We start from the raw sequence: 26,536 nt of genomic DNA, 5'->3' as shown, positions 1-26,536 counted from the left end.
TTGTCCCCTCACGCCCACCCACCACCCCCGACCACGAGCCCATCCCCCAGCAGGCCGCCAGCCACACGCGATATCGCCATAGTGTCGTCGTCCGGCATGGGATGGACGCGATGAGCCATGCTCAGGCGATACCGCCGTCGGTGTTCTCGGCTCGGGCGTGGGGTGGGGGCTCGGGCGCGACGGGGAGGCAGATGCGGTCGCGGCCGAGCTCTTTCGCCCGGTAGAGGGCCAGGTCGGCGGCGGCGAGCAGCTCGATCAGATCGTCGCCGTGCAGGGTCATGATGGCCACCCCCGCGGACACCGTCACCGAGATCATCGTGTCCTCGACGGGGATGGCCATGCGGCCGACACGTGACCGCAGGCGCTCGGCCACCCTTCGCGCCTCGGCGACGTCGGCACGCGGGAGCAGCACGACGAACTCTTCGCCGCCGAACCGCCCGACCACGTCATAGTCGCGGAGCTGGCTGCGCAGGGCCGTGGCGACGCCCGCGAGGACCTGGTCGCCCACCAGGTGGCCATAGGTGTCGTTGACCCGTTTGAAGTAGTCGATGTCGACGATCAGCAGCGCCAGCGTCTCGCCTGTGCGCCGCGCCCGGACGATCTCGGTGTCGGCCTCCCGCTGCCAGGCCGTCGCGTTGAGCAGACCGGTCTTGGCGTCCGTACGGGCCGCGGCCTTGAGCTGGGCGTGGAGCAGGCTGCGTTGCAGCAGGACCACGGGCGGAAGGGTGAGCACCAGCAGGACCACGCTCAGCCCGCACGCGATGGCGACCAGCACCCCTAGGCACAGCTCCACGACGTCGAGCAGCACACGCTCGCGATCCCACAGCACGTCGCGCCAGCGGGTGTCCGGATCGAACATGTGAAGCGCGATGGCGATCAAGGCGGTGTTGAGCACGGTGAACAGCGCAGCGCACCCCACCGCGATCGCCAGCGGCCCGCTCGACCCGAGCGCGCCGCCCTTACCGCTCGGCACAAGGGAATGGAAGATCACCGACGCCGCGCCGGCCGCGAGACCGATGGCGGCCGCGCTGAACACCCGCCGGTACAGCACGGTCGCCCGGACGCGTATCTGCAACAGGAACTGCAGTGGCAGCGGCGCGAGGACCGCGTAGACCGGTGGCAGCAGTAATGCGACGGGCAGCCACCAGGCCGAGAGCAGGTCACGAGACACACCCGCCGGCATGCCGAGACGACGGGTCGCCTCGATGCAGATCGCCCCACACGCCATCAACGCGAGGAAGGTCAGCATTTCGGACCAGCGGAACTCGGTGGAGGCCGCGAGATAGGCCGCCACCCCGAAGGCGAGGCCCACGGTGCCGCACAGATAGACGACCAGAACGGCTGGCTGCGCCAGCAGCGGCCATCGGTCGGCTAGCGAAAGCATGCCGCCGCGTGGCTCGACCGAGAGTTCACCGGACGTCATCACATCCCCCAACGCTCACTTCCATCCGGACCGGTTCGTTGCCTCGACTCTACGTCTCACGATGTGTAACACAATAGTCGCGCAGTGTGCGGCCCGCGATGGGAACCGCTACGTTGAGCACTGCGGCCGACACAGCCGGTTGGCCCGATGCGCCCGCTCCCCATCGAGCGGCCCATGCACGAAAGGAACAGCCATGGCGCGAGGCATCATCTGGACCTGACCAACCGCCAGGCCGTACAGCCCCATCCGGCACAGACACACGGTGACCCGACCCGACGCAATACTCATGAAACCCCAGACACCTCCCTCACCACGGTCAGCCAGAGGCTCACCCAAACCTCATGCACCTGCGTCACCCGAGCCCACCCCAGCGGCACCGTTCACCAGACACCTCCTCAGCCCAGCTCGGGCCCTCGCCGCTGCTGCGGTGGACAGGCGGCTGCGGGCGTCGGTTCGCCGGGTGCTCTGGATGGGCGGACTCATGGTTCACGCTGCTAGACGGTCGGTGGGGTCGGGGGTGGCCAAGGGCATGTCGTCGCCGGTCGCGCATTGCTCGCCCACCGCGTCCATCGGGTCGGCGAGGGCGGGAGCATGGGCGCCCCTCAAGGCGTCGGCGGCGTTGCCCGTATGGCCGGACTCGCCGGCCCTCTGCTCGCCTGCCATGGAGTCGACGCTTCTCAATCGGACCCCTTGGCCATCCGTAGCGGCCGGGCTCGCGGCCCCGATGAGCTCCCAGTCGCGGGTGGTGTCCGCGAACTGTTCCCGTGTCACCTCGTCGAACGCGGGGGCGGCGGGCCCCCGCTGCGGTCTTTCGAAGGTGCTCACCCCGCGTCGCAGGTCATGGCCGACGGAGGTGGCCTCGACCTCGGCGACGAACCGGCGCTCGCCGTCACGCTCATAGGAGCGGATGCGCAGCCGACCGTGGACGACGATCGGCTGGCCCAGCTTGATGGACTGGGCGACGTTCTCCGCGAGCGTCCGATAACACCGCACGGAGTAGAAGCTGGTCTCGCCGTCATGCCATGTCTGGGAAGACCTGTCGAACACGCGCCGCGTTGAGGCCAGACGCAGCGACGTGACGCGGGTGCCGTCGTTGAAGTTGAACTGGCGGGGGTCGGCGGTGACGTTACCGACCAACGTGATGTAGGTGTCGTTCATCGTGCCTCCCATGGCGGACCGGCGGACCGTCTCCGCCGACATGGGAGCCAGTCTGGCCCGGCCCGTCACTCTCCATGATTGCCGAACTGCATTCTGTGGATAGGACGCCGCGCCGCACGCGCACCTGTGGAGAACCGCGAAGGCGCAGGCCAGAGCACCACAGCGGCCGGATTCGTGCCGCAGAAAGCAGACACAACACCACGATCAGCGCGTCGAGGGCGCCTGCCTCACCGCTTCATCTGTTCACATCGCGACGCCATGAGGATGTCCACGCACGGTCCGCGGCGCCATGGTCCGCCTGCCGTCGGCGCCGCTCAGGGCCCGGTCTCCGAAGAGGGATGGCCCGGCGGCGCGGGAGGGGATGACTCAGAGGCGGGACGGCTCAGCGGCGGGCGGAGGGGTGGCTCGGCGACCGATGGCTCAGCGGCGGGCGGAGGTCAGGGCGGCGAAGAATTCGTTGTAGCGGCGCAGTTCCTGTTCCACCGGCTGGACGACCATCCGCTTGGAGACGGCCGAGATGCGGCGGCGCATCTCGCGTTCGAGTTGCTCGCGTTCGTTGCCGGCCCCGAGGACCACGAAGTTACGGCTCGCGATCGCCGAGAACAGGCCCAGCCCCAGCACGCTGACGATCATGAGCCCGAGCCATGGCAGCGTGGTCACATCGCCCAGCAGCTCGGCCGGCGCTCGGCCGATCTTGAAGACGCCGTACAGCAGGATGGCCCCCGCCCAGCCGACGCCGGCGACGAACAGCACGACCAGCAGGTACTGCCAGATCTTCAGCAGCCACCACCAGCGAGGCACGCGGTCGAGGCTCGGGGCGATCTCGGCGAGCTCGCCGGACAGGACCTCCGGCAGCTTGCCGAGTTGAGACCGGGCGGCATCCCGGACGCCGTTGCGCCATGCCTCGGGCATTCCGGAGCTCAGGCCGTCGGCGAGGGCCTGGACGGCGTTCTCCACCTCGGCGGGCTGGGCGCTCACCGAGGCCGCGGTCACGGCCCTGATCTCGTCGCGCAGATTGCCCAGACGCAGGCTGTGCAGCGGGTCGGGGCGCAGCCGCGCGGCCCAGCGCGCGTAGGGCCAGCCGACCCAGTCGATGGAGCGCACGCCGTAGACGTTCTCCAGAGCCTCGCCGACGGCCGGGACGCCGACGGCGTCGCAGAGGGCGTCGGTGAGCCCCTCCTGCCGGGCGAGGTCCACGGTGGGCTGCACCGCCAGGGCCTCAGGGGCGGGCATGACCTTGGCGAGCTTGCCCATGAGGCGGTTGAGGTCGGCCTCCAGGCGCTGGACGGCGGCCCGCCGCTGGGCGACGGACTCGGCGAGCACGCTCTTGAGGCTGTTCACTCCCCTGCCTGTGGTCGCCGAGGTGGGCACGATGCGCGGATGCTGCACGCCTTCGCGCTTCAGCAGGTCCGACAGGTCGACGACGCACTCGGCGAGCTCCTCGGGCGCCAGCCGGTCGGCCTGGTTGAGCGCGAACACGGTGACCGCCTCGTGCCCCGCCAGCTCGGAGACGTACTTGGTGTGCGTGGCCGCGTCGGCGTACTTCTGCGGGTCGAGCACCCACACGATCAGGTCGGCGACCTGGATCAGCCGGTCGGCCTCGTGGTCGGTGATCGCCCGGATGGAGTCGTGGTCGGGCAGGTCGAGCAGGATCAGCCCGTGGAGCTGGCTCTCTCCCCGGTCGAGGGCGCTCGCGCGGGCGAACCGGTGGCGCCACTGCACCTGCAGCCAGTCGAGCAGCGGCCCCGCCCCGTCCAGGCCCCACACGCAGGCGTGCGTGCGCGCGGTCGTCGGGCGGCGCACCCCCGTCGGGGACAGTTCGAGCCCGGAGATGCGGTTGAAGAGCGAGGACTTGCCGCTTCCGGTCCCTCCCGCGAGGGCGACGACGGTGTGCTCGCCGGACAGCTTGAGCCGGTCGCCGGCGCGCAGCAGCAACTGGCCGGACTCGGCGATCAGCGCCGGATCGACCCTGCCGGGACCGAGCTCCACGATCTTCGCCAAGGCGGAGAGCCGGTACGCCAGATCGCTTCGCGTATCGGTCGTCCCCGGACGAACGCTGACACTCATCGGGCGACCTCAAGGTTGTACGTTGCCTGGTAGAGCCGCTTGGCCGCGACCTCGTCGGGGATCCCCGCCTCGTCGAGCACCTGCACGTATCTGAACGTCTCCTCGTCGAAGAGGACGCTGATGCGGGCTCGCAGGTCGCTGCGCGCCTTGGTCCCGATGTTGCGCAGCGCCTCGGCGCCGAGCACGCCGCGCAGCAGCCGCTCGGGGAGGGTGCCGGTGCCGGAGACCGCGGCGACCTCCGAGCTCCCGTAGCCGAGCAGACCCATCATGAAGACCATCGAGAGCGCCTCCTCGTCGAAGGCGACCAGCTTGGCGACCGTGCGCTTGGTCACCCCGCCGGAGCGGATCAGCCCGATGACGTGCTCCTGCCAGGCCCCGATGGTACGGCCGACCCGGCGGGCGAACTCGTCGGACGGCCGGCCGAGTCCCGGAGTCTCGGCCAGACGGTCGCCGGCGCCGTCGCGCTGACGCCACCTCGCGATGACCTCCTCGGCCGCCCGCTGCCCCGAGGAGACGATCACCGCCTCGAGCCCGGAGCGGAGCGCCGAACGGAAGGCGTGCAGGCGGGCGGGGGCCTGCTGGGCGGTCTTGGTGGCCAGGCGGCCGGGACGGCGCAGGTGCAAGGTCTTCATCAGGTCGCCCGAGCCCGCGAAGTCCTGCCAGCGGGCCAGGACCTCTCCGCGCAGCAGCGAGCCGTTGCTCATCGCGTCGTCGATCTCGGCGAGCGCGCCCATGTACGCGGCGTCCACGTCGGTCCGCAGCTCGGCCCGGAGGGCGACCTGGGCCTCCATGTGCCGCGCCAGTGCGGGCACGCGACCGCGGAAGCTGTTCAGGACCCCTTCGAGGGTCGCCCGGACGGCCTGATCGCGGCGCTGGTCGTCGACCGACAGCTCGGTGAGCCACATGCGCAGGTCGGCGACCTCCTCCTCGGGAAGGCGGCCGGCGGTGACGGCGACCTCGTTGACCACGAACCGGTCGATCTCGCCGAGGCCGTACTCCTGGAGCATCCGGGCGAAATGCTTGTCGATCACGTCCCGGGACTTCGGCGGGACCCGGGACAGCACGATCGCCATGCGCGCGCCGCGCTCCTTGGCCAGACGTAACAGGTTCCACGCGGGCGCGTCGGCGTACCGGGTGGCGGTCGTGACGAAGATCCACAGGTCGGCGGCGTCCATCATCCGCTGCGCCACCTCGTGGTGGGTCTCCACCACCGAGTCGATGTCGGGGGTGTCGAGCAGCGCCGTCGCGGGGGGCAGCCGCTCGCTCGTGGCGAGCACGAGGCTGTCCAGCCCGCTGCCGGGCGCCGGCCGGTCGAGACGGACCAGGCCGCCGAGCACGTCACCCTTCGCGAACCACTCGCCGTCGTCGGGGTGGCAGACCAGGACGGGCGTCCCGGTGGTGGGACGGCGCACGCCCGTCGCGCTGACCTTGGCCGCGGCCAAGGTGTTCACCAGCGTGGACTTGCCCGCCCCGGTGGACCCGGCGACGGCGATGAGCGCCGGCGCGGTGCTCATGTGCACCCGGGGGATGACGTAGTTCTTGATCTGGGCGAGGATCTCGGCCTGCGCCTTGCGGGCCTCCACGACGCCGGGGACCTCCAGACCGAGCCGGACCCCGCTCACGGCGTCACGCAGCCCGGTGAGCGCCGCCGTCAGCGCCCGCGAAACCGGCTTGGGCAGCGCCACCTCGCGCACGCGGTTGTACGGATCGTGCTGCGCGTCCGGGCCTGGGTCCGCTTCTGGATGATCCGCCGAGCCTGTGGAGGACTCGGGCTGGGCGGTGGTCGCGGGGACGGAGGAGGCGTTCGCGTGGGACTCCCAGACCGAACGGGCTTCGGCGGTCGCCGCCGAGCGTGCGGGCTGGAACAGGCTGCCCGCGGTCGGGTCGGACGTGGGCGCCGCCTCCGGAGCGTCGGTGGCGGCGTCATCGCCGGCCGGCGTCACGCGGGCGTGCCAGATGTCCTCAACCGGCTGAAAGCCTCCGGCGTCGTCCGCCGCGCCCCCAACGCCCTTTACGCCGCCTGCGCCCTCGGCGCTTTCTGCATCCTCGGCGGCGCCTGGGCCCTTGGCGGTTGCTGAACCCTCGGCGTCCTCTGCGTCCTCGTGGTGCCGGAGGGTTTCGGCGTTCCCGAGGTCGTCGTTTCCAGGGTCGCCGGAGTCGTCGTTCCCGAGGTCGCCGGGGCCATCGGCGGGCTCGGCGCCGTCGCCGTCGCCTTCGTCGGCGCTGTTGGCATTGTCGGCTTCGTCGGCGTTCTGGACGGCCGCCGCGTTGTCGGCGCCTTCGACATCGTCGAGGTTCCGAACGTCCCCGGCATCATCGGCGCCGGCGGCCGCGTCGTCGACCGGGCCGGAGGCATGGGGAGCGTCGACGTCGTCCGCGGCGCCGGCGCTCTCGACATTTCCGAAAATCTCGACGTTGTCCGAGGTCTCAACGTTGCCGCTGTCCTCGCTGTTGCCCGAGGTCTGGACGTCATCCCGGTTGTCGGCATCCTCGGCGTCGCCGGTGTCGTCCGGGTTCTGGACGTCCTCGACGCCCGGGACGTCGCCGGCGTGCACAGGGTCCTGGACGTCGGCGGTGGCCGCCGTCGGGTCATCCGCGTCGACGGTCGAGGGGGCGAGGTCGGCGGCGGGACCGCCGGAGGAGTCCTCAGAGGCGGAAGCGTCGGCGGACTCGCTGTCGGTGGATTCCGCGTCGACGGACTCCGCTTCGACGGAATCGGTGTCGACGGAATCGGTGTCGACGGAATCGGCGGCGGCCGACTCGGCGGAAGCGGACTCGGCGGCGGTGGGCGCGGCGGCGTCGGCGGGCGCGGCGGCGGCCGGGCCATCGTCATCGCCCCGGATCGCCTGGAACGTTACCGTCCGCTCCTCCGGGGCCTCGGGGGAATCCTTGCCCTCGATCACCGTTTCACCCGACTGCTCGGTGTGTTCATCGGCCCGCTCGGTCTTCCTCGCAGCCGATTTCACGGAACCCGCTCCGCTCGAACCATCTCGATCTCCTGGCCGACCTTGACGACGTCACCGACGACCACGATCGCCGGCGGCCGCGTCCCAGCGGCGATCACTCGCTCCGCCACCGTGGAGAGGTCGGCATAAAGAGCTCGCTGGGTCGGAAGAGTACCGTCCTGTACGACCATTACGGGGGTTTCCGGCGAACGTCCCTCGCGTAGCAGGGTGTCAGCGATCATGGCTATTCGTTCAACAGCCATCAGAAGTACCAGGGTTCCCTGTGATCTCGCCAGTCCTGCCCAGTCAACAGTTGATCTCGGATCGTCGGGCGCGACGTGGACGGAGATGACGTGGAACTCCTGGCTCACTCCCCGGTGGGTCACCGGGACGCCGGCGGCGGCGGGAACGGCCACCGCGCTGGTGACGCCGGGAACCACGATGACGGGGATGCCGGCCCGCGCACAGGCCAGGGCCTCCTCGCCGCCGCGGCCGAAGACGTACGGGTCGCCGCCCTTGAGCCGGACGACGAACCGGCCCTTCCTGGCGTGCTCGACCAGCAGCTCGTTGATCTTCTCCTGCGCGAGATAGCGACCGTAGGGGATCTTGGCCGCGTCGATGAGCTCGACGTCGGGCGCGAGCTCGTCCAGCACCGATCGGGGTGCGAGCCGGTCGGCGATGACCACGTCCGCCTGGGCCAGCAACTGGCGCCCGCGCACGGTGATCAAGCCGGGGTCTCCGGGTCCCCCGCCGACCAGAGCGACACCGACGGGCTTGGTGCGGTCGCGGCGCGCGTCCACCGTGCCGTCGCGCAGAGCGTCGACCACGGCGTCCCGGATGCCCGCCGCGCGGCGCGGGTCGCCTCCGGCGGTGATCGCGACGCTGATCTCGTCCACGCGTCCGCTCGCGGGCGTCCAGGCGGCGGAGGCGTCGCGGTCGTCGGCGCGTACGCACCAGATGTGCTTGGCCTCGGCCTCGGCGGCGATCGCCGCGTTGACCGACCGCTCGTCGGTGCACGCCTGGACGAGCCAGGCCCCGTCGCAGTCGCCGACCTGGTACGGGCGGCGCTCCCAGGCCACCAGGCCGTCGGCGATGAGGTCGTCGAGCGCGGGCGTCACGCTCGGGGACACCAGGGTGACCGACGCGCCGGCCTGGAGCAGAGTGGGCACCCTGCGCTGGGCCACGCGCCCGCCGCCGACGACGAGCACACGCCTGCCGTTGAGACGTAGACCGAGCAGGTAGGGCGACGACATGGGACGGTGTTCCCTTTCCCGGGAAGAGGCAAAACCCGTTGTCCGTGAGGTAAACCTACAGGCCCGCCGCCGCGGGAGGCACGGCTCGCCTGCCTTCCAGGAGCGGCTTTCGCGGATCCCAGGGCTCGCCTCCCGCGGCCGTCTCGCGCCTGCGCGCGATGGCCGACAGCGCCTCCAGGATGACCCGGTTGCCGAGGTAGGCGGTGATGTCCGCGTGGTCGTACGGCGGGGACACCTCGACGACGTCGATGCCGACCACCGGCAGCTCGTAGCAGATGCGGCGGACGGCGTCGAGGAGCTGGCGGGAGGACAGGCCGCCGGGCTCGGGAGTGCCGGTGCCCGGCGCGTGCCCGGGGTCGCACACGTCGATGTCCACCGAGAGGAACACCCCGTCGCACTCGTCGGTGGCGATGGCGAACGCCTCGGTCAGGCACTCGGTGAGCCCGCGCTCCACGATCTCGGTCATCTCGTAGGAGCGCATGCGCTGCTGGGCCATCCAGTCGAGCGTGTCGGGGCCGGGCCAGTATCCGCGCAGCCCGATCTGCAGGAACCTGTCGCCGCGGATCGCCTCGGACTCGATGAGGCGCCGCATCGGCTGGCCGTGCCCGTAGAGGTTGCCGAACTCGACGTCGCCGGTGTCCGCGTGCGCGTCGAAGTGGATCATGGAGACCCGGCCGTACCCGTGGTGGCGCGCGACGCCGCGCGCGTCCGGAAGGGCGACGGTGTGGTCGCCGCCGAGGATCAGCGGGACGGCTCCGGAGGCGGAGATCGTGTGGACGGCCTCCTCGATGTTGCGGATGGAGGTCTCGATGTCGCCCGAGAAGCACTCGACGTCGCCGGCGTCCAGGACCTTGAGGTCCTTAAGGGGATCCACGCGGAGAGCGAGGCTCGGACGCGATCCGTCGTGGGGCAGGTAGCACGCCTGCCGCAGGGCCATCGGGCCGAACCGGGCGCCGGGGCGGTTGCTGGTGCCGCCGTCGAAGGGCGCCCCGACGATCACGACGTCCGCTCCCTCGAAGCTCGCCGGATCGCCGAGGTCGCAGCGCTCCACGCCGAGGAAGGTGATGTCGGGTCCGAACATCGGGCCGTAACGCATCGTGGTCCAATCACGCCTGACAGCAGAACGTCACCATTTAACCGCATTGTCGGCAGAATTCCCCTGCTAGCCGACTTTCCCGGAACGCCACCGAAGCCGGCGCCTCACACCACCGACATGGGCCATCCGGCGTTCGATCAGCGTCCACGGCTTCGGGCGCGCGTCCGCGTCCGTCAGGGGTCCCGGACGCGGACGTCGCTTCTCTGATCCCGAGGTGGGCGTTCCTTCCCGGTCATGGGGACGTGGGCCGGGTGTCCTTGTCGGTCACGCCGGCGGAGTCGAAGGTCGCGACCTCGTGCATGACGCGGACCGCCGAGCCGACCAGCGGGTAGGCGAGCAGCGCGCCGGTGCCCTCGCCCAGACGGAGCTCCAGGTCGACCAGCGCTCGGAGGCCGAGATGGTCGAGCGCGAGCCCATGCCCGGGCTCGGCCGAGCGATGGCCCGCCACGCAGTAGTCGATGGCGTGCGGGGACAGCGCGGCGGCGACCAGGGCCGACGATCCGGCGATCACCCCGTCCAGGATGACGGGGACGCGGGCCGCGGCGGAGGCGAGGATGAACCCGGCCAGGGCGGCGTGCTCCAACCCACCGACCGCCGCCAACGTGCGCAGCGCCTCCGGAACGCCTTCGGACACGCCCGGGGAGGCCGCTGACGCCGGGGGTGCGGAAAGGTTGTTGATCTCAAGGGCGCGGCGGATGACGGCGATCTTGAGCTCGAGGGTCGTGTCGTCGACGCCCGTGCCCCTTCCCGTGGCCAGCGCGGGGTCGTGTCCGGTGAAGGCGCAGATGAGCGCGGCCGAGGCCGTGGTGTTGGCGATGCCCATGTCGCCCGTGATCAGACAGGCCGCGCCCGCGTCGATCAGGTCGACCGCGACGGCGATGCCCGCCTCGAGTGCCGCGACGGCCTGGTCGAGAGTCATGGCCGGGCCCTGCGACAGATCGGCCGTGCCGTAGGCGACCTTGCGGGAGACCAGGCCGGGGGCCTCCGGCAGGTCGGCCGCGACTCCGACGTCCACCACGGTCACCGACGCGCCGGCCTGGGCCGCGAAGGCGTTGGCCACCGCACCGCCGGCGAGGAAGTTCGCCACCATCTGGGTGGTGACCTCCTGCGGCCAGGGAGTGACCCCCTGGGCGTGCACGCCGTGGTCACCGGCGAAGATCGCCAGGGCGGCGGGAGCCGGGAGCGGGGGCGGGCAGGCCCCCGCGACGCCGGCGAGGCGTACGGCGACGTCCTCCAGGGCTCCGAGCGCTCCGCGGGGCTTGGTCAGGCGGTCCTGATGGGCTCGCGCCAGGTCCATCGCCTCGGTGTCGGCGGGCCTGATCGCCGCCAGGGTGCGTGCCAGGGGGCCATCGTGCACGATCACACCAGTCCTTCCGCCGGGGGGCCTGGCGGCCCGACCACTTCGCCGCCAGGGAGTACGCGGAGGAAACCTCGCGAACGACCTGCCGCGCCGAGGAAGTCTCGCGCATGCGCTCCCGACCTCGCCATCCGGGGCCCCGGCCGGCCCCGGCCACGAAAGGTCACCGGGTTCCCGCCGCGAGCGGCGCCGGATAGCCGCCCTCCCTCTCGCCGGCCCGGCGCCGAAGGAAAGCCGACACAGGTGGGAGAGCCTGGGTCAGGGCACTCGCGAGCAGGGTCGACGGCCGGGCGTAGGGCGGCAAGGCGGAGGCACGGGCAGCGGCGACTTGGGGAGGACAACCGTACCTGCGCGCCCGGGAAGCCGCAGGACGGGCTACACGAGCCCTTCGGCGAGGGTGGCCTGGTCGCGGGTCAGGCGGCGGACGGGGGGTTCGTCTCCGCCCAGCACGCCGTCTCCCCGTAGCGGGTCGTCTCCCCGTAGCAGGTCGTCTTCGCGCAGGACGTCGGCGCCTCGCAGGACGGGGGCGGTCGGGTCTTCGAGGATTTCAGGGGCCGGGAGGGAGTCCAGTCCTTCCAGGGACAGAGGCTCGTCGGCGGGGTCGAGGACGGCTTCGACGGGATCGGTGAACGCCGGGAACTCCCCTTCGACCGCGCCGAAGGCGGCGGTGTCCGCGCCGAAAGCGGCGGCGGTCGCCGTGAAGGCGGTGGTCGCCCCGAAGGCGGTGTCCGATTCAAAGACGGTGTCCGCCTCGAAGAGGGTGTCCGATTCGAAGAGGGTGTCCGCGTCGAAAGCGGCACTGTCCGCGTCGAAGGGGGCGTCCGGGGCGAAGGCGGCGGTGTCCGCGTCGAAGGGGGTGCGCAGGGCGAAGGGGGTGCCGTTCTGGTGGCTCGGCCATGGGGAGGCGGCGTGGAGGGCTTGTTCGTATCTGTCGATGATCAGGTCGGCCAGGCCCTCGCAGTCGCCGATCACCTCGGCGCAGCGCACGTCGAGGTCGATGTGCCCGGCGGCGTAGGCCAGCGCCTCCGCCCAGATGCGTTCGAGGACACCGCCGGCGAACAGCAGGTAGGGAAGCACGACGACCCGCTTGGCGCCCAGGCGGCGGCAGCGTTCGATGCCCTGCGCGACCGACGGCGGGGCGTCGGAGACGTACGCGGTCTCGACGGTCAGCAGGTCGGCGGCGTGGGTCTCCCAGAACAGGCGGGACACGCGGTGGACCTCGGCGTTGGCGGCGGTGTCCGGTGACCCGTGCCCCACCAGCACCACGGCGGTCTCGGCAGGGGAGATCGGCTCCCAGGCCGCCTCGCCGTGCTCGTCCCCCACGGTGACAGAGGCGAGCCGGGGCATCTCGGCGAGCGCGTCCGCGAGCCGCTCGGCCATCAGGCCCAGCACCTGGGGTGAGGCGTCGAGCGGGCGGGCGAGGTCGCAGCTGAGGGTGGGGTGCATGACCTGCGCTCGAGCGATCTCGGCGGGAATATCACCATTGTCACCGAGGGCGAGCGGGACGGTCACGAGGCGGTGGTGTCCGCGGGCGAGGAGAGAGGCCACGGAGTCGTTCAGCGACGGCCGGCCCTTGGCCACGAAGCCACCGGACACGTCCGCGGCGACCTGGTCCAGACGGCACCGCAGTCGGTGAACGAAGCGGCCGAACTCTGCCGCGCCCGTGTCATCGTGGGCGCCGTGCCCTATGAGCAGAAGCGGCGGCTTCATATGGATCTCCGATCCTTTGACCTGCGGTTTTCTGGTCGGGTCGCGAGGATATCTGAATCTGTCAACGCTTGGACATGCCTTTGCCCACCTTTTGGGCGAACCCAGACCTTCCGTTCATGGTCGTCCGGCCCGCGGGCCTTACGTACCCTGGAGATGCCTTCCTATCGTCACAGCGCGCAATTCGGCGACCTCAGTGGGTGATCGGATGTCCGGGTGCGGCCGGGAGGGCGCATCGAACGGTCTCGTCAGACGGTCTCGCCCTTGAGCAGGCTGAACAGGACCGCGTCGGATATGCCGCCGGAGATGGGCAGCGCCCCGCGCAGGACGCCCTCCTCGGTGAAGCCGGCCTTGCGGGCCACGGCCTGGCTGGCCACGTTTCCGATGGCGACCAGCAGCGTGACCCGGTGGAAGCCGCGCATCATCAGAAACGTGCTGACGGCGCGCGTCGCCTCGCAGGCGATGCCCTGGCGGCGCGCCCACGGCGAGATCCAGTAGCCCACCTCGACGTCGCCGCGTTCCCAGTCGGCCCGCTGGATGCCGGCGGACCCGGCCAGGCGGCCGCCGGCCTTCGACTCGATGGCGAACTGCACGCCGTTCACCGAGTCCACATGGGCGAACCTGGTGCACCATTCGTAGGCCCTCTGCAGGTCGTATCCCGCGGCCCAGGGCATCCAGCGGTTGATCTCGGGGTCGCCGTCGACGGCCTCGAAGACGTCCTTGGCGTCGGTCCCGGTGAAGGGGCGCAGGATGAGCCGCTCGCTCTCGAGGCGCACGCCCGTCCCGAAGCCCCGGCCGTTCATCGTGGGCGGGCCCATCGCCAGGTCGCGGGCGAGCAGCCCGAACACGACCAGGTCGTGCGGGCCGTCGTCCTCGTAGCCCGCGCCGCGCAGCAGCCCCTCACGGGTGAATCCGGACTTCTCGGCGACGCGCAGGGAGGCGGTGTTGTCCAGGTTGGCGCGCAGCTCGACGCGGCGCAGGCCGCCCTTGGTGAGCGCCCACTCGGTCAGGCCGCTGACGGCCTCGGGGGCGTACCCCCGGCCACGGTGCAAGGGGTGGACTCCGTACCCGACCTCGGCCGTCCCGGCGCCCCAGACGGTCTTGAACAGGCTGATGGCGCCGACGACAGTGCCCTCGGCGACCATGGCCAGGTGGATGCCCTGGCCGGAGCGCCACAGCTCGTGCACGCCGTACGAGAGCCACTGCGGCACGCCGGACGGATGGCCGGGCACGCCCGGCGGGAGGAACTGCGCACCCGACTCGAGGATGGCGCGCACCCGGTCGGCGTCCCGTGGGCCGAAGGGCCGCAGGAGCAGCCGCCGGGTGGTGATCGTCAGGTGCTGATCGAAGCCGGTCAATCTTCATCCCCCTTGTGCGGACACATCAGCTCATCGCACAAGGGGGGGTGTCCGCAACTTGGCGGGCCCGGGTGAACCGGTACGGTGCGCCGGTTCGGCCGGGACCACGTGGTCTCCCGTCACACCGGTCCCAGCGGACGCGCACGCCGGGCGCCGTCCGCGGAGGCCGCAGGAGTTCACGGCCGTCCACGGAAGCCGCGGTGGTCAAAGAGCCGTCCGAGGAAGCCGCGCGGAGGCCGCCCGGAGGCCGCGGGGGTTCAGGAGTGGCGGCGCAGCACCTCGCTCCACCGCACCCGGGTGCCCGTGCGCAGCACCGCCCGCTGGTAGACCCGCCCGCCGGCGTACAGAACGGCGGCCACCGCGGCCACCATCAGGCCCATGGCCAGGGCGGTCTCCCACACCGGCACCCGCACGACGGTGGAGCGCACCGGCATGAGCATCGAGGAGAACGGCGGGACGATGGACAGCACCCGCGCCAGCGTGCTATCGGGCGACTGGCCCACGAAGAACCCGACCAGGTAGGAGGCCGTCATGAGCATCGTGGCCGGGCTCAGAACGCCGCTCAGCTCCTCCTGCCGCGACACCAGTGAGGCGATCGCGGCGAACATCGCCGCGTAGAAGGCGTAGCCGAGCAGGAACCACACGACCACGCCGGCCACCACCCCGTAGGTGCCGTCGGGCAGGTGGGGCACCGCGCCGGAGATCTGCGCGGCGGCGAGCCCGACGGCGGCGATGACGACCAGCTGGGACAGCCCGAGCACGCCGAGGCCGATGACCTTCCCGGCCAGCAGCTGCCATGGCCGTACCAGCGTCAGCAGGATCTCGACGATGCGGCTGCCCTTCTCCTCCACGACGCCCATCGCGACCCAGGTGCAGATCTGGAGGAGCAGCATGAACAGGACGACGACGATGGTCAACGCGATCACCATCCGGACGGTGGCGTCCTCGCCGCTGCCGTTCAGCGTGACCCTCGACATGACCGGCACCTGCTGGGCTTGGGCGACCTTCGCCGGATCCAGGCCCGCCGAGGCGAGATTCTGTTCCGTGGTGACCATGCGGTGGGCGGTGTCGAGCAGGACCGAGAGTCCGGTGCCCAGGACGGTCTTGGAGATCACGGAGGTGTTGTCCACGATCGCCGCCTCGACGTCGCCCGCGGCGACGGCCGCGCGGGCCGCAGCCTCGTCGGCGTAGCGCGTGACCTTGATGGACCGGTCGGCGTCCTGCGCCGCCTGGGCGCTGAGCGCGGCCTGCAGCCGGTCGGCCCGCGCGCCTGCGAGCCCGATGGCGTGGTCGTCCGGGCCGCCGAACAGTTTGGGGAGCATGGCGAGCACGGCGACCAGCACGGCGGTGACGAGCAGACCGTAGCGGTATCCCTTGGTGCGGCCGCGCACGGTGATCTCACGGCGGGCGACCAGGACGATGGGGTTCACGCGACCACCTCGCGGAAGATGTCGGCCAGGCCGGGCTCCTGCCAGCCGAAGTGCTGGACCCGGCCGGCCCGCGTGGCCAGCCGCAGCGCCTCCTGGTCGTCGGTCGGGACGAGGATCACCTCGTCGTAGCGCTCGTGCTCCTCGGCCGCCGCGAGCGGCGAGCGGTCGGTCCTGGCGACGATCTCCCCGGGCAGCCGGTCGGCCCAGCCGGCCTCGGCGCCGGTCACGACGATGCGCAGGCGCTTGCGCGACTCCCGTGCGCGCAACTCGGCGACGGTGCCCACCGCGACCATGCGGCCGGCCTTGATGATGCCGACCGAGTCGCAGAGCCGTTCGACCAGGTCGAGCTGGTGGCTGGAGAAGACGACCGGCACCCCGGCGGCGGCGCGCTCGGCGAGCACCCCGGCCAGCGCGTCGACGGCGATCGGGTCCAGGCCGGAGAACGGCTCGTCCAGGACGAGCATTTCGGGATCGTGGATGAGCGCGGCGGCGAGCTGGACGCGCTGCTGGTTGCCCAGGGACAGGCTGTCGACGTCGTCGCCGCGCCGCCCGGCCAGGCCCAGCCGCTCGATGAGGGCGTCGGCGGAGCGGCGGGCGTCCGGCGCGGCCATGCCGCTGAGCCGGCCGAAGTACTCGACCTGCTCGGCCACCCGCATCTTGGCGTACAGCCCGCGTTCTTCGGGCATGTAGCCGAACCTGCGGCGGGTGTCGTGGCCGACGAGCGCGCCGTTCCAGCGCACCCGCCCGGCGTCGGCGCCGAGCACGCCCATCACGATGCGCATGGTGGTCGTCTTGCCGGCCCCGTTGGCGCCGACGAAGCCGAACATCTCGCCCGGGCGAACGGTCAGGCTCACGCCGTCGAGCGCGACGGTGTCCCCGTAGCGCTTTTCGAGCCCTTCCACCTCAAGCATGGGGGGATCCCTTCATGATCTTCTCGAGCACCGAGACGTACTCGCGGAAGGCCTCGCGTCCCCGGGGGGTGAGCGAGAGCCAGGTGCCGGGCTTCTTGCTGATGAAGGCCTTCTCGACCTTGACGTAGCCGGCCTCTTCGAGGGTCAGCATGTGCTTGGACAGCAGCGAGTCGCTGACCTCGATGGTGTCGCGCAGGAACCGGAACTCCACGTTGTCCGCGGCGGCCAGCGCCGCCATGATCGACAGGCGGACCGGCGTGTGGATGAGCTGGTCCAGGTCGTGGCGGGGGTGGGCGCCGCTCTCGGTCACCTGGCGCCGTCCCAGGGGCGCAGGCGCCAGGCGGCGTACAGCACGGGGACGGCGGCGGCGACCGCGGCGGCGAGGCCCGCGGCCACCCACCAGCCGGAGGGCCGCTCGGGCATGACGTAGTACCCGAACAGCGCCACGCCGACCATGACGGCCACCCAGACGAGGGCCACCCGCGAGTGCAGGCGGGAGTGGCCGTAGACGCCGAGGCCGTAGGCGTAGACGAAGGACAGCGCGGTCATCGCCAGCCAGGCGATGCCGGCGATCCGCGGGATGGGCGACGAGGCGAAGAACATCGCCGGCCAGTACAGCAGCGCCGCGACGCCCCAGACGAGGTAGAGCCACCCCATCGCGGCGGCGGACCGTCCGACGCTCCTGCGCACGCGGCCGATCTGCGCGAGCGCCTCGCCCGCGCTCATGTCCGTGTCGGAGCCCGTGTGCGTCCCCGCACCCTGATCGTCACCGGCGTTCATGCCCTCATCCCCCTTTCCTGTACTCAACAAGTTAGCAAGCACTCAACTCCCATTCAAGTGCTTCACCGGACGTTGAGAACAACGAACCCCGGCACGGCGCGCGGCAGCCGTACCGGGGCGGACGAGGTGGACGTCAGAGGACGATGATCACCTCGAGCGTGCGGGGGCCGTGCACCCCCTCGACGCGGTTCAGCTCGATGTCGCTGGTCGCCGACGGGCCGCTGATCCACGTCATCGGCCGCGACGCGTCCAGGCGCGCGACCGCCTCGGGGACGCCGGGCACGATCTGCCCGGCGCGCACGACGCACAGGTGGTAGTCGGGCACCAGGGTGAGGGCCCTGCGTCCCTGGCCGGGGCCCGCGTCCAGGATGATCGTGCCGGTCTCGGCGATGGCGGCCGCGCAGCCGGTGACCACGCCGTCCGCCGCGTCCAGCTCGGCGGCGGACGGCGGCGGGACGTCGCCCAGTCGTTCGACGCCGGACGGCAACGCGCCCAGCCACTCCTCGGGCAGCCCGCCGGGGACGACCACGCGGTGCGCGCCCCGGCGGGCCAGCGCGTCCGCGACCGTGGCCGCCACCTGGCCGGCGGGGACGGCGTGCACGGTCGCCCGGTAGTCGCGGACCCGTTCGGCGAACAGTTCGACGTCGCCCGGCTCATCCCGGTAAGGACGGTAACCGCGCGTCACCTCCACCGGCGGCGCGCCGGCGACGGCCGAGCGGATGCGCGCCAAGATGGCCTCGCGCGAGCTCATCGGCCCACCTCGCGGACGCACGCCACGATCATCCCTCCGCACGAGCTCATCGACCCACCTCGCGGACGCACGCCACGATCACCCCTCTGTGCGAGCTCATCGGCCCACCTTCCGGACGCGCACCGAGACCATATCTCCCTGCGAGCTCATCGGTCCTCCTCCTGCGTGCGCCGCCACCAGTCGCGGAACGACTCGCGCGGCACGGGCGGCACGTCCCGGGTGGCGGTCCAGGCCGCGCCGGGGCCCGGCAGGTGCGTCTTGGGCACCAGCCCGCGAAGGCGGGTGGCGAGGCGCTGGGCGCTCCGCAGCCGCACGGGCTTGTCCAGCACCCAGCCGGCGGCCGCCAGCCCGGCCCGCTCGGCCGGGGCGTGCGGAGCCTTGGCCCGCAGGTGGACCAGCACCTCGGGGATGTCGATGGCCACCGGGCACACGTCGTAGCACGCCCCGCACAGACTGGAGGCGTACGGCAGCGAGGCGTCCAGCTCGGAGGTCATGCCGCGAAGCTGCGGGGTGAGGATGGCCCCGATCGGCCCCGGGTAGACCGAGCCGTACGCGTGGCCGCCGACCCGCTCGTAGACCGGGCAGACGTTCAGGCAGGCCGAGCAGCGGATGCAGCGCAGTGCCTGGCGCCCGATCTCGTCGGCCAGGACGTCGGTGCGGCCGTTGTCCAGCAGCACCAGATGGAACTCCTGGCCCTCCGCGGCACCGGTCCACATGGAGGTGTAGGGGTTCATGCGCTCCCCCGTGGAGCTGCGCGGCAGAAGCTGCAGGAACACCTCCAGGTCGCGCCAGGTCGGCAGGACCTTCTCGATGCCCACCACGCTGATCAGGGTCCGCGGCAGGGTGAGGCACATGCGGCCGTTGCCCTCCGACTCCAGCACGACGAGCGTGCCGGTCTCGGCGATCAGGAAGTTGGCGCCCGAGACGCCGACCTTGGTGGACAGGAAGCGCTCGCGCAGGTGCAGCCGGGCGGCGTCGGCGAGCGTGCCGGGCTCGTCCCCCAGCCCTTCGGGGGCGGGACGTCCCCACTCCCCCATGTGTGCGAGGAAGATCTCGCGGATCTCCGAGCGGTTGCGGTGGATGGCCGGCACCAGGATGTGCGAAGGCCAGTCGTCGCCGAGCTGGACGATGAGCTCGGCCAGGTCGGTCTCGTAGGCGGTGATGCCCTCGCGTTCCAGGGCCTCGTTGAGGTCGATCTCCTGCGTCGCCATGGATTTGACCTTCATGACCCGCGTCTCGCCGGTGGCCTTGATCAGGCCGGTGACGATGCGGTCGGCCTCGGCGGCGTCCGACGCCCAGTGGACGTGGCCGCCCGCCTTGACGACGGCCTCCTCGGCCTGGACCAGGTAGCGGTCGAGGTTGCGCAGTACGTCGTCCTTGATGGCGCGCCCGGCCTCGCGCAGTTCGTGCCAGTCGGGCAGCTCCGACACCACCGCGCCGCGCCTGGCCCGGATGGTGTGGGTGGCCTTGCGCAGGTTGAACCGCAGCTGGGAGTCCGCCAGCGCCTTCTCGGCGTTGCGCGGGAAGGAGGGCATTCCGAGAAAGGTGCCCTGCCCGGGGCCGCTCATCGCGTGTCTCCTTCACAGGTGTGGAAGCACGGGGCTCCTTCGCGGGCGGACAGGACCGCTTCGCAAGCGGACGGGGCTCCCTCGCGGGCGGACAGAACCGTTTCGCGTGCGGACAGGGCTCCCTCGCGGGCGGACAGGGGCCGCCTCACCGCTCGGCCTCGGTGCTCGCGAGGATCTCCGCCAGGTGCATGACCCGGACGCCGGAGCGCTGGCGGTTCAGCGTGCCGCCGATGTGCATCAGGCAGGAGTTGTCGGCCGCGCAGAGCACCTCGGCGCCGGTGGTCATGACGTTGGCCACCTTGTCGGCGCACATGGCCGAGGAGACGGCGGCGTTCTTGACCGCGAAGGTGCCTCCGAACCCGCAGCACTCCTCGGCCCCCGGCAGCGGGACCAGCTCGAGGCCCCGGACGTTGCGCAGCAGGGCGGCGGGGCGGTCGCCGACGCGCAGCCCGCGCAGCGAGTGGCACGTCGGGTGGTAGGTCACCCGGTGCGGGAAATAGGCGCCGACGTCGGTGGCGCCGAGCACGTCCACCAGGAACTCCGACAGGTCGTGCACCTTGGGCGCCGTCTCGGCCACCGCCCGCGCGAACGGCGAGCGCCCCGCGTGGGCGCTCGCGAACGCCGCCGGCCGCGTGGCGCCCATGCCCGCCGCCAGCTTCGGGTACTGCTCGCGCACCATCGCGGCGCACGACCCCGAGGGCGTCACCACGGCGTCGTATCCGGCGAAGACGTCCAGGAAGTGCCGGGCCAGCCGGACGCCCTCGTCCCGGTAGCCGGTGTTGGCGTGCATCTGGCCGCAGCACGTCTGGGCCTCGGGGAACTCCACCTCGCATCCGAGGCGGCGCAGCAGCGTCACGACCGCCTTGCCGGTGTCCGGGAAGAGCGTGTCGTTGACACACGTGATGAACAGTGCGACCCGCATCGCGGCCTTTCCTCAAGACGCTCCGGACCTACCCGGAACGAACGCGCCGGTGGACGCCCCTGGAACCGAGTATGGTCAGACCATACTCCAGGCGAGAGGGACGGTCACGTGGCGGACGGCACGCGACGCACGCGCGCGTTCGAGGAGGTGCTCCTCCAGGTCGAACGGCGCATCGCCGACGACGGCCTCAAGGTGGGAGACCGCCTGCCAGGCGAGCGGCAACTGGCCGAGCAGCTCCAGGTCAGCCGGTCCTCGGTCCGCGAGGCGCTTCGCGTCCTCGAGACGCTGGGGGTGGTGTCCTCGCAGGTGGGCCGCGGCCCGGACGCGGGGGCGGTGCTCACCTCCCGGCCGGACAGCGCGCTGACCGACCTGCTGCGCCTGAGCCTCGGCCTGTCCAGCCTCTCGCTGCGCGAGGTCATCGACACCCGCCTGATGATCGAACGCTGGTCCGCCGAACACGCCGCGCGCGCCGCCCCCCTGCCGGAGCCCGCCGAGGCGCTGATGGAGGCGATGCTGGCCATGGAGGCCGCCGCGAGCGCCGAGGACTTCGTGCGACACGACATCGCCTTCCACGTGGCCATCGCCGAGGCGTCGGGCAACCGGCTCATCGCCGCGGTGATGCGCGCGCTGCGCGGGGCGATGCGCAAGTACGCGATCGAAGCGGTCGACCGGCTCGGCGACACGCGCGTGCTGCGTGAGGACCACCGCCGCATCCACGACGCCATCGTCTGCGGCGACGCCGCCACCGCGGTCGACGCCGTGACCGCGCACCTGGCCCACGCCTACCCCGAGCTCTTCTAGGACTTCCGCCGGCCGTCCGGCCCCCGGAGCACCGGAGCACCGAAGCACCGAAGCACCGAAGCACCGGCATGGAACTACGCAGGGGGTGAACACGACAAAAGCCAAAGAAGTGTTTGACATCCGCCGATGCCAAAGTATTGTTTGACATATGCAGATCAGCGATCCGAAGGCGATCAGGGCCCTGGCCCACCCGCTCCGCCTCGACCTGCTCGAACTGCTCGCCACGATCGGCCCGGCCACGGCCGCCCGGTGCGGGCGCGTCCTCGGCTCCTCCCAGGCGAACTGCTCCTTCCATCTGCGCCAGCTCGCCAAATACGGCTTCGTGGAAGACGCCGGCCCAGGACGCGACCGGCGCGAGCGGCAGTGGCGGGTCCCCGACCGGCGGCCGGCGCTGCGCATCGCGGCCGGCGGCGACGCCGTCGTCACGCGGCGGCTCCAGCGGGTCGTGGTCGAGCGCGAGACGCAGGCGATCCTCGACCACATCGACCGCGGGGGCGGCGACGAGCAGGCGTGGGACCACAAGGCGGGCATGGTGACCGCGGTGGCCGTCCTGTCCGCCGACGAGGCCGCCGAACTCAAGGAGAGGTGGAAGGCGCTCCTCGAGCCCTACACGACGAGGACCGCGAGCGGCTCTCACCAGCTCGAACCCGGGCAGCTTCATGTCCGGTACTTCATGGCGGCGACGCCGATGCCAGATTTCAACTCACGGGACGACGATGATGAATCCGACGACTGACGGCCTGATCGACTTCGTGAGCGCCGCCCCTGCCACCGGCTCCCTGGACGTCGCGTGGAGCCACGGCGCGCCCCCCGGACGGCCCGCCCGCGATCCGCTGATCCAGGTCCACCACTACGACGAGCACACCGTCATCATGCGTCAGAGCAAGTCGGTGCATTACGAGGCCCCGTTCCTCTACCTGCTGTTCGGCAACGACCGGGCCCTGCTGCTCGACACCGGCGCCACCGCCGACCCCGGCCTGTTCCCGCTGCGCGAGACGGTCGACCGGCTCATCGCCGCCTGGCTCGAACACCACCCGCGCGAGGAGTACGAACTGATCGTCGCGCACACCCACGGGCACGGCGACCACGTGGCCGCCGACCCGCAGTTCGCCGGCCGCCCCGCGACCACCGTGGTGGCGCGGGACGTGGAGGCCGTGCGGGGGTTCTTCGGATTCGGCGAGGGCTGGCCCGCCGAGACCGTCGCCTTCGACCTGGGCGGCCGGGTCCTTTCGATCCTGGGCTCGCCGGGCCACCACAAGGCGGCGATCACCGTCTACGATCCCTGGACCGCGATCCTCCTCACGGGCGACACCGTCCTGCCCGGCAGGCTGTACGCCTTCGACTTCCCCGCCTACCTCGCGACGCTCGATCGCCTGGTCGCCTTCGCCGAGACCCACCCCGTGGCCCACGTGCTCGGCTGCCACGTCGAGATGACGAGCCATCCAGGCCGCGACTACCCGCTCGGCGCCGCCTACCAGCCCGACGAGCGCGCCCCCGAGATGACCGTGGCCCACCTGGCGGCCATCCGGGACGCGGCGGCGTCCGTCGCGGGCAAGCGAGGAGTCCACCGGTTCGACGACTTCCTCATCTACAACCAGCCCCGCCAGAGCGACATGCTCAAGCTCATGGCCCGCGGGCTGGCGCACAAGGCCCGCGCCGCGCTCTCGCGGCGGTGAAGCCCCCGCCGTGAGCCGACCGCTCGCGCCACCACCGCCCCTCGTTGTCCCGTCCCCGGCAGGCTCGCCACCACCTCACCAGTCCTTCGTGGGCCGGTCGCCGCATTCGGGGGCGCGTGTGCGTGTTCAGGTGAGCTGCCGTTCCTTCTGTTGCTGTATGAGCTCCTCGATGGCGGTGGGCAGGGTCGTCTCGAAGTCGATCAGTTTGGCCCAGGTCGGCTTCACCACGATCCGGACCATGCCGAGGTAGAGCGACTTCACGCCTTCCTCCCACTCGGCTCGTTGCTCGGGCGTCATCTCGTACGTGCCGTTCCACTGGAGGTACTCCTCCGGGATGCCGTCGACGACGTCCAGCTCTGCCCGGCCGCGGATGAGCAGGACCTTCGGCGGGTGCGACTCGGTGTCGATCGTCAGCGCGACCGCGGGATCGCGGCGCAACGCCGGGAGTTTCCGCGCGTTCGTCGCGGTGCACATGACGATCTCCACGCCGTTCCAGGTGAACCCGATCGGGATCGACCGGGGCGTCCCGTCGAGCGCGATGAAGGCCAGCCTGGCCAGGTCGCGGGCCAGCAGTTCCTGGCTGAGCGGGCGGTTCAGCACCTCGTCGATGGCGTGCTGGTCCATGGTCGGAGCTCCTCTAGTTGTAGTAGCGGCGGGCGCTGGACCCGACGCGGGTGATGTCGGTGCCGTAGATGTGCAGGCTGATGGCGATCTCGTCGCCGGCGTTGCGGATGCGGTGGATGTCGCCGGGCGGCGCGAAGCCGCTGACCTCGCCGGGCGGGTTGTCCCGCGTGCCGATGGGGTTGAGCGCTTCGTCGAACAGTTCCTCGTGCTCGATGCCGGACAGCACGCCCACGACGCACCAGGTGATGTGGTCGTGGATCCGGGTGGTCTGCCCGGGGCGCCAGACCAGGCCGAGGATGGAGAACGCCCCGTCGGGCTCGGCGTGCAGCAGGTGGCCCGCGACCCGGTCGGGCCGGCCGAGACGCTGATCGGGCGTCAGGACCTCGGGGCCGGGCAGATGCGCCCGAAGCCGATCGGCGACCAGGTCCGCGGTGTCCGTCCAGCCGGTCCGCACGTCGGTCGCCTGGCGCACGGCCGTGACGAGACCGGTGAGCGTCGTGAGTAGGCGTGTCATCGCCGCGTCCTCCTCGCAGAGCGGGTTCGTCCCCCTCAGCGTCCCGCGCGGCTACTCATTCGTCTAATGACAAGGATTGAGCGAACTCATGCGTAATCTTTATGCATGCTGGATATCCTGCGGTTACGGGTGCTCGCGGCGATCGCCGCGCACGGTTCGGTCACCAAGGCCGCCAAGCACCTGAACTACTCCCAGCCCGCCGTCAGCCATCATCTGGCCAGGCTGGAGGCCGAGACCGGCGCCAGGCTCGTCCAGCGGGTCGGCCGGGGCATCCGGCTCACCCCGGAGGGCGAGCATCTGGCCCGCCGCGCCGCCGAGATCGTGGGCCGGGTCGACACCGCCGCCGCGGAACTGTCCGCGATGGTGGGCCTGCGCACCGGCCGGGTCCGGGTCGCCGGCTTCCAGTCGGCGCTCGCCGCGCTGGTGCCGCACGCCGCGGGCACCCTGCGCCGCGCGCACCCCGGCATCGAACTGCGCCTGATCGAGGCCCACCCGCGCGTGGCACTCGATCTGCTGCGAGCCGGGCAGGTCGACGTCGCGGTCGTCTTCCGCTACGACGACGCGACACCGGACGACATCCGCGCCACGCACCTCTTCGACGACCCGATGTACCTGCTCAGCCTCGAACCCGGCCAGACACTGGCGGGCAACCGCGACTCCGCCTGGATCGCGGGCTGCGAGAACTGCCGCCGTGAGTTTCTCGAAGCCTGCGGCAAGGCGGGCTTCGTCCCGCCCATCGCCTACACCAGCGACGACATCATCGTCCAGCAGGCACTGGTCGCCGCGGGCATGGGCGTGACCACCATGCCGGGGCTGGCACTGCGCACCCACCGCGCGCCCGGAATCGAGGCCAGCGCACTTCGCGACTTCCGGCGGCACGTCTACCTGGCCACCTACGGCGACCCGCCGGACCCTCCGGCGACCACCGCCTTGGTCGGCGCGCTGCACCACGCCGTCCAGCAGGTCCGGCCAGGCGAGCCGGCCCCGCCCACGTAAGGCCCCGCACTCGGCCCACCTCGGCCCAGCGGGCGGCCCTCGACCCTGTGGATAGAACGTGTTCTAATTACGCCGGACGGACCTTGGAGGATGGGCATGAGCGGTGAGCTGAGGCTGGGGTTGAACCTGGGCTACTGGCAGCGGGACGCCGACGACGCCACCGAGGTCGTCCAGACGGCCGAGCGGCTCGGGTACGACTCGGTGTGGACCGCCGAGGCGTACGGGTCGGACGTGTTCACCCCGCTGGCCTGGTACGGCGCGCGCACCAGCACGATCAAGCTCGGCACGAGCGTGGCGCAGATGTCGGCGCGCGCCCCGGTCACCACGGCCATGACCGCCATGACGCTCGACCACCTCACCGGAGGCCGGCTGCTGCTGGGCATCGGGGCCTCCGGGCCCCAGGTGGTGGAGGGCTGGTACGGCGCCCCGTTCCCCAGGCCGCTCGCCCGCACCCGCGAGTACGTCGACATCATGCGCAAGGTGTGGCGCCGCGAGGAGCCGGTCACGAGCGACGGCCCGCACTATCCGCTGCCCTACCCCGGCGGCGCCGGGCTCGGCAAGCCGCTGAAGTCGATCACCCACCCGCTGCGGCCCGAGATCCCGATCTACCTCGGCGCGGAGGGGCCGAAGAACGTCGCGCTGGCCGCGGAGATCACCGACGGCTGGCTGCCGCTGTTCACCTTCCCCGAGAAGATCGAGAGCATGTACGGCCCGTCGCTGGCCGCCGCGCGGCCGGGTTTCGACGTCGCCGCGATGGTCTACGTCATGATCACCGATGACGTCCAGGCCGCCCTGGACGGGGTGAAGCTGATGCTCACGCTGTACATCGGGGGCATGGGCGCCAAGGCGCGCAACTTCCACGCCGACATCGTCGGCCGCATGGGCTTCGCCGACGCCGCCCACAAGATCCAGGAGCTGTACCTGGCCGGGCGCAAGGACGAGGCCTTCCGCGCCATCCCCGACGAACTGGCCGACGGCATCTCCCTGGTCGGCCCGCCCGGCCGCATCCGCGAGCGCCTCGCGCCGTGGCGCGCGAGCCCGGTGACCACCCTGCTGGCCATGGGCCCCCGCGACGAGCCGACCCTGCGCACCGTCCGCGACCTCGTGCTCGGCTGATCAGGCGGCGGCGCGGCACCGGGGCGGCGAGCACGAGCCGCGCCACCCCGATCCCGCCGAGGCGGCTTGGGGAAGGCCCCGGC

At 71.5% G+C, this 26,536-nt stretch carries 23 protein-coding genes; 5 read left to right on the top strand and 18 right to left on the bottom strand.

The genetic code is table 11. The features are described 5' to 3' along the window. Positions 1 to 121: 121 nt before the first annotated feature. The 16 genes from ABZT47_RS32185 to ABZT47_RS32110 form a co-directional block, all read right to left on the bottom strand. Positions 122 to 1,384 carry a GGDEF domain-containing protein gene (locus ABZT47_RS32185; protein WP_354850562.1) on the bottom strand — a complete coding sequence of 421 codons (1,263 nt, stop codon included), beginning with the start codon at positions 1,382 to 1,384 and terminating at the stop codon, positions 122 to 124. Between the two features lie 525 nt (positions 1,385 to 1,909). Beyond that, positions 1,910 to 2,623, bottom strand: coding sequence for a single-stranded DNA-binding protein (ssb, locus tag ABZT47_RS32180; protein ID WP_354850559.1), 714 nt, complete (start codon positions 2,621 to 2,623; stop codon positions 1,910 to 1,912). Positions 2,624 to 3,001: 378 nt separating this feature from the next. Further along, on the bottom strand, positions 3,002 to 4,648 hold the full coding sequence (locus ABZT47_RS32175) for a GTP-binding protein (RefSeq protein WP_354850556.1): 1,647 nt from the start codon (positions 4,646 to 4,648) through the stop codon (positions 3,002 to 3,004). After that, positions 4,645 to 7,614, bottom strand: a complete 2,970-nt coding sequence (locus ABZT47_RS32170; protein ID WP_354850553.1) for a hypothetical protein — start codon at positions 7,612 to 7,614, stop codon at positions 4,645 to 4,647. Before ABZT47_RS32170 ends, ABZT47_RS32175 begins: the two co-directional genes overlap by 4 nt. Beyond that, complete coding sequence (gene cobA, locus ABZT47_RS32165; protein ID WP_354850551.1) at positions 7,611 to 8,846, bottom strand: uroporphyrinogen-III C-methyltransferase; 1,236 nt, start codon at positions 8,844 to 8,846, stop codon at positions 7,611 to 7,613. Before cobA ends, ABZT47_RS32170 begins: the two co-directional genes overlap by 4 nt. Positions 8,847 to 8,901: 55 nt before the next feature. Next, positions 8,902 to 9,927, bottom strand: coding sequence for an agmatinase (gene speB, locus ABZT47_RS32160; RefSeq protein WP_354850548.1), 1,026 nt, complete (start codon positions 9,925 to 9,927; stop codon positions 8,902 to 8,904). Between the two features lie 247 nt (positions 9,928 to 10,174). Beyond that, a complete protein-coding gene (gene cobT, locus ABZT47_RS32155) occupies positions 10,175 to 11,305 on the bottom strand; it encodes a nicotinate-nucleotide--dimethylbenzimidazole phosphoribosyltransferase (RefSeq protein ID WP_354850546.1) in 1,131 nt (376 codons plus the stop codon). 369 nt (positions 11,306 to 11,674) lie between these two features. Continuing rightward, positions 11,675 to 13,009, bottom strand: coding sequence for a sirohydrochlorin chelatase (locus tag ABZT47_RS32150; RefSeq protein WP_354850543.1), 1,335 nt, complete (start codon positions 13,007 to 13,009; stop codon positions 11,675 to 11,677). 245 nt (positions 13,010 to 13,254) lie between these two features. Further along, on the bottom strand, positions 13,255 to 14,364 hold the full coding sequence (locus ABZT47_RS32145) for a GNAT family N-acetyltransferase (RefSeq protein ID WP_354850540.1): 1,110 nt from the start codon (positions 14,362 to 14,364) through the stop codon (positions 13,255 to 13,257). 257 nt (positions 14,365 to 14,621) lie between these two features. Continuing rightward, a complete protein-coding gene (locus ABZT47_RS32140; protein WP_354850537.1) occupies positions 14,622 to 15,794 on the bottom strand; it encodes an ABC transporter permease in 1,173 nt (390 codons plus the stop codon). Continuing rightward, positions 15,791 to 16,705 carry an ATP-binding cassette domain-containing protein gene (locus ABZT47_RS32135; RefSeq protein WP_354850534.1) on the bottom strand — a complete coding sequence of 305 codons (915 nt, stop codon included), beginning with the start codon at positions 16,703 to 16,705 and terminating at the stop codon, positions 15,791 to 15,793. Before ABZT47_RS32135 ends, ABZT47_RS32140 begins: the two co-directional genes overlap by 4 nt. Then, on the bottom strand, positions 16,698 to 17,015 hold the full coding sequence (locus tag ABZT47_RS32130) for a transcriptional regulator (RefSeq protein ID WP_354850531.1): 318 nt from the start codon (positions 17,013 to 17,015) through the stop codon (positions 16,698 to 16,700). The genes ABZT47_RS32135 and ABZT47_RS32130 overlap by 8 nt, the downstream gene beginning before the upstream one ends. Next, positions 17,012 to 17,485, bottom strand: coding sequence for a hypothetical protein (locus tag ABZT47_RS32125; protein WP_354850529.1), 474 nt, complete (start codon positions 17,483 to 17,485; stop codon positions 17,012 to 17,014). Before ABZT47_RS32125 ends, ABZT47_RS32130 begins: the two co-directional genes overlap by 4 nt. 133 nt (positions 17,486 to 17,618) lie before the next feature. Then, positions 17,619 to 18,236, bottom strand: coding sequence for a lactate utilization protein C (locus ABZT47_RS32120; RefSeq protein WP_354850527.1), 618 nt, complete (start codon positions 18,234 to 18,236; stop codon positions 17,619 to 17,621). A gap of 146 nt (positions 18,237 to 18,382) precedes the next feature. Then, positions 18,383 to 19,804 (bottom strand): lactate utilization protein B, encoded by a 1,422-nt coding sequence (locus ABZT47_RS32115; RefSeq protein ID WP_354850524.1) that lies wholly within the window; start codon positions 19,802 to 19,804, stop codon positions 18,383 to 18,385. A gap of 145 nt (positions 19,805 to 19,949) precedes the next feature. Beyond that, a complete protein-coding gene (locus ABZT47_RS32110) occupies positions 19,950 to 20,726 on the bottom strand; it encodes a (Fe-S)-binding protein (RefSeq protein WP_354850521.1) in 777 nt (258 codons plus the stop codon). A 108-nt stretch (positions 20,727 to 20,834) separates the two neighbouring features. On the opposite strand from ABZT47_RS32110, the gene ABZT47_RS32105 reads away from it, so the two are divergent. From ABZT47_RS32105 to ABZT47_RS32095, 3 genes are all read left to right on the top strand, one after another. Next, entirely contained in the window at positions 20,835 to 21,527 is a 693-nt protein-coding gene (locus tag ABZT47_RS32105; RefSeq protein WP_354850518.1) for an FCD domain-containing protein, read from the top strand. 148 nt (positions 21,528 to 21,675) lie between these two features. Continuing rightward, the gene (locus ABZT47_RS32100; RefSeq protein ID WP_354850515.1) at positions 21,676 to 22,263 is read left to right on the top strand and encodes a helix-turn-helix domain-containing protein; all 588 of its coding nucleotides are present in this window, start codon (positions 21,676 to 21,678) and stop codon (positions 22,261 to 22,263) included. Further along, positions 22,247 to 23,203: an MBL fold metallo-hydrolase gene (locus tag ABZT47_RS32095; protein WP_354850512.1), complete on the top strand. Its 957-nt coding sequence runs from the start codon at positions 22,247 to 22,249 to the stop codon at positions 23,201 to 23,203. The genes ABZT47_RS32100 and ABZT47_RS32095 overlap by 17 nt, the downstream gene beginning before the upstream one ends. 126 nt (positions 23,204 to 23,329) lie before the next feature. On the opposite strand, the gene ABZT47_RS32090 is transcribed toward ABZT47_RS32095, so the two are convergent. Next, positions 23,330 to 23,827 (bottom strand): pyridoxamine 5'-phosphate oxidase family protein, encoded by a 498-nt coding sequence (locus ABZT47_RS32090; protein ID WP_354850509.1) that lies wholly within the window; start codon positions 23,825 to 23,827, stop codon positions 23,330 to 23,332. Between the two features lie 13 nt (positions 23,828 to 23,840). Beyond that, positions 23,841 to 24,341 (bottom strand): cysteine dioxygenase family protein, encoded by a 501-nt coding sequence (locus ABZT47_RS32085; RefSeq protein WP_354850506.1) that lies wholly within the window; start codon positions 24,339 to 24,341, stop codon positions 23,841 to 23,843. Positions 24,342 to 24,446: 105 nt separating this feature from the next. Between ABZT47_RS32085 and ABZT47_RS32080 the strand changes: the two genes are divergently transcribed. Together ABZT47_RS32080 and ABZT47_RS32075 are read left to right on the top strand one after the other, a co-directional pair. Further along, positions 24,447 to 25,337 carry a LysR family transcriptional regulator gene (locus ABZT47_RS32080; protein WP_354850503.1) on the top strand — a complete coding sequence of 297 codons (891 nt, stop codon included), beginning with the start codon at positions 24,447 to 24,449 and terminating at the stop codon, positions 25,335 to 25,337. Between the two features lie 96 nt (positions 25,338 to 25,433). Further along, the gene (locus ABZT47_RS32075; RefSeq protein ID WP_354850500.1) at positions 25,434 to 26,453 is read left to right on the top strand and encodes an LLM class F420-dependent oxidoreductase; all 1,020 of its coding nucleotides are present in this window, start codon (positions 25,434 to 25,436) and stop codon (positions 26,451 to 26,453) included. Positions 26,454 to 26,536 lie beyond the last annotated feature (83 nt).

Origin of the sequence: Sphaerisporangium sp. NPDC005289 (genome assembly GCF_040607455.1) — a bacterium.
In the GTDB taxonomy this organism is placed as follows: Bacteria; Actinomycetota; Actinomycetes; order Streptosporangiales; family Streptosporangiaceae; genus Sphaerisporangium; species Sphaerisporangium rhizosphaerae.
This window is presented reverse-complemented; position numbering and strand designations above follow the sequence as displayed.

Coding starts and splice junctions, on each gene's coding strand:
- ABZT47_RS32185 (WP_354850562.1), bottom strand. CDS start 1,384: ATGCTTTCGCTAGCCGACCGATGGCCGCTGCTGGCGCAGCCAGCCGTT.
- ssb (WP_354850559.1), bottom strand. CDS start 2,623: ATGTCGGCGGAGACGGTCCGCCGGTCCGCCATGGGAGGCACGATGAAC.
- ABZT47_RS32175 (WP_354850556.1), bottom strand. CDS start 4,648: ATGAGTGTCAGCGTTCGTCCGGGGACGACCGATACGCGAAGCGATCTG.
- cobA (WP_354850551.1), bottom strand. CDS start 8,846: ATGTCGTCGCCCTACCTGCTCGGTCTACGTCTCAACGGCAGGCGTGTG.
- speB (WP_354850548.1), bottom strand. CDS start 9,927: ATGTTCGGACCCGACATCACCTTCCTCGGCGTGGAGCGCTGCGACCTC.
- ABZT47_RS32150 (WP_354850543.1), bottom strand. CDS start 13,009: ATGAAGCCGCCGCTTCTGCTCATAGGGCACGGCGCCCACGATGACACG.
- ABZT47_RS32135 (WP_354850534.1), bottom strand. CDS start 16,705: ATGCTTGAGGTGGAAGGGCTCGAAAAGCGCTACGGGGACACCGTCGCG.
- ABZT47_RS32125 (WP_354850529.1), bottom strand. CDS start 17,485: ATGAACGCCGGTGACGATCAGGGTGCGGGGACGCACACGGGCTCCGAC.
- ABZT47_RS32120 (WP_354850527.1), bottom strand. CDS start 18,236: ATGAGCTCGCGCGAGGCCATCTTGGCGCGCATCCGCTCGGCCGTCGCC.
- ABZT47_RS32115 (WP_354850524.1), bottom strand. CDS start 19,804: ATGAGCGGCCCCGGGCAGGGCACCTTTCTCGGAATGCCCTCCTTCCCG.
- ABZT47_RS32110 (WP_354850521.1), bottom strand. CDS start 20,726: ATGCGGGTCGCACTGTTCATCACGTGTGTCAACGACACGCTCTTCCCG.
- ABZT47_RS32100 (WP_354850515.1), top strand. CDS start 21,676: ATGCAGATCAGCGATCCGAAGGCGATCAGGGCCCTGGCCCACCCGCTC.
- ABZT47_RS32095 (WP_354850512.1), top strand. CDS start 22,247: ATGAATCCGACGACTGACGGCCTGATCGACTTCGTGAGCGCCGCCCCT.
- ABZT47_RS32090 (WP_354850509.1), bottom strand. CDS start 23,827: ATGGACCAGCACGCCATCGACGAGGTGCTGAACCGCCCGCTCAGCCAG.
- ABZT47_RS32085 (WP_354850506.1), bottom strand. CDS start 24,341: ATGACACGCCTACTCACGACGCTCACCGGTCTCGTCACGGCCGTGCGC.
- ABZT47_RS32080 (WP_354850503.1), top strand. CDS start 24,447: ATGCTGGATATCCTGCGGTTACGGGTGCTCGCGGCGATCGCCGCGCAC.
- ABZT47_RS32075 (WP_354850500.1), top strand. CDS start 25,434: ATGAGCGGTGAGCTGAGGCTGGGGTTGAACCTGGGCTACTGGCAGCGG.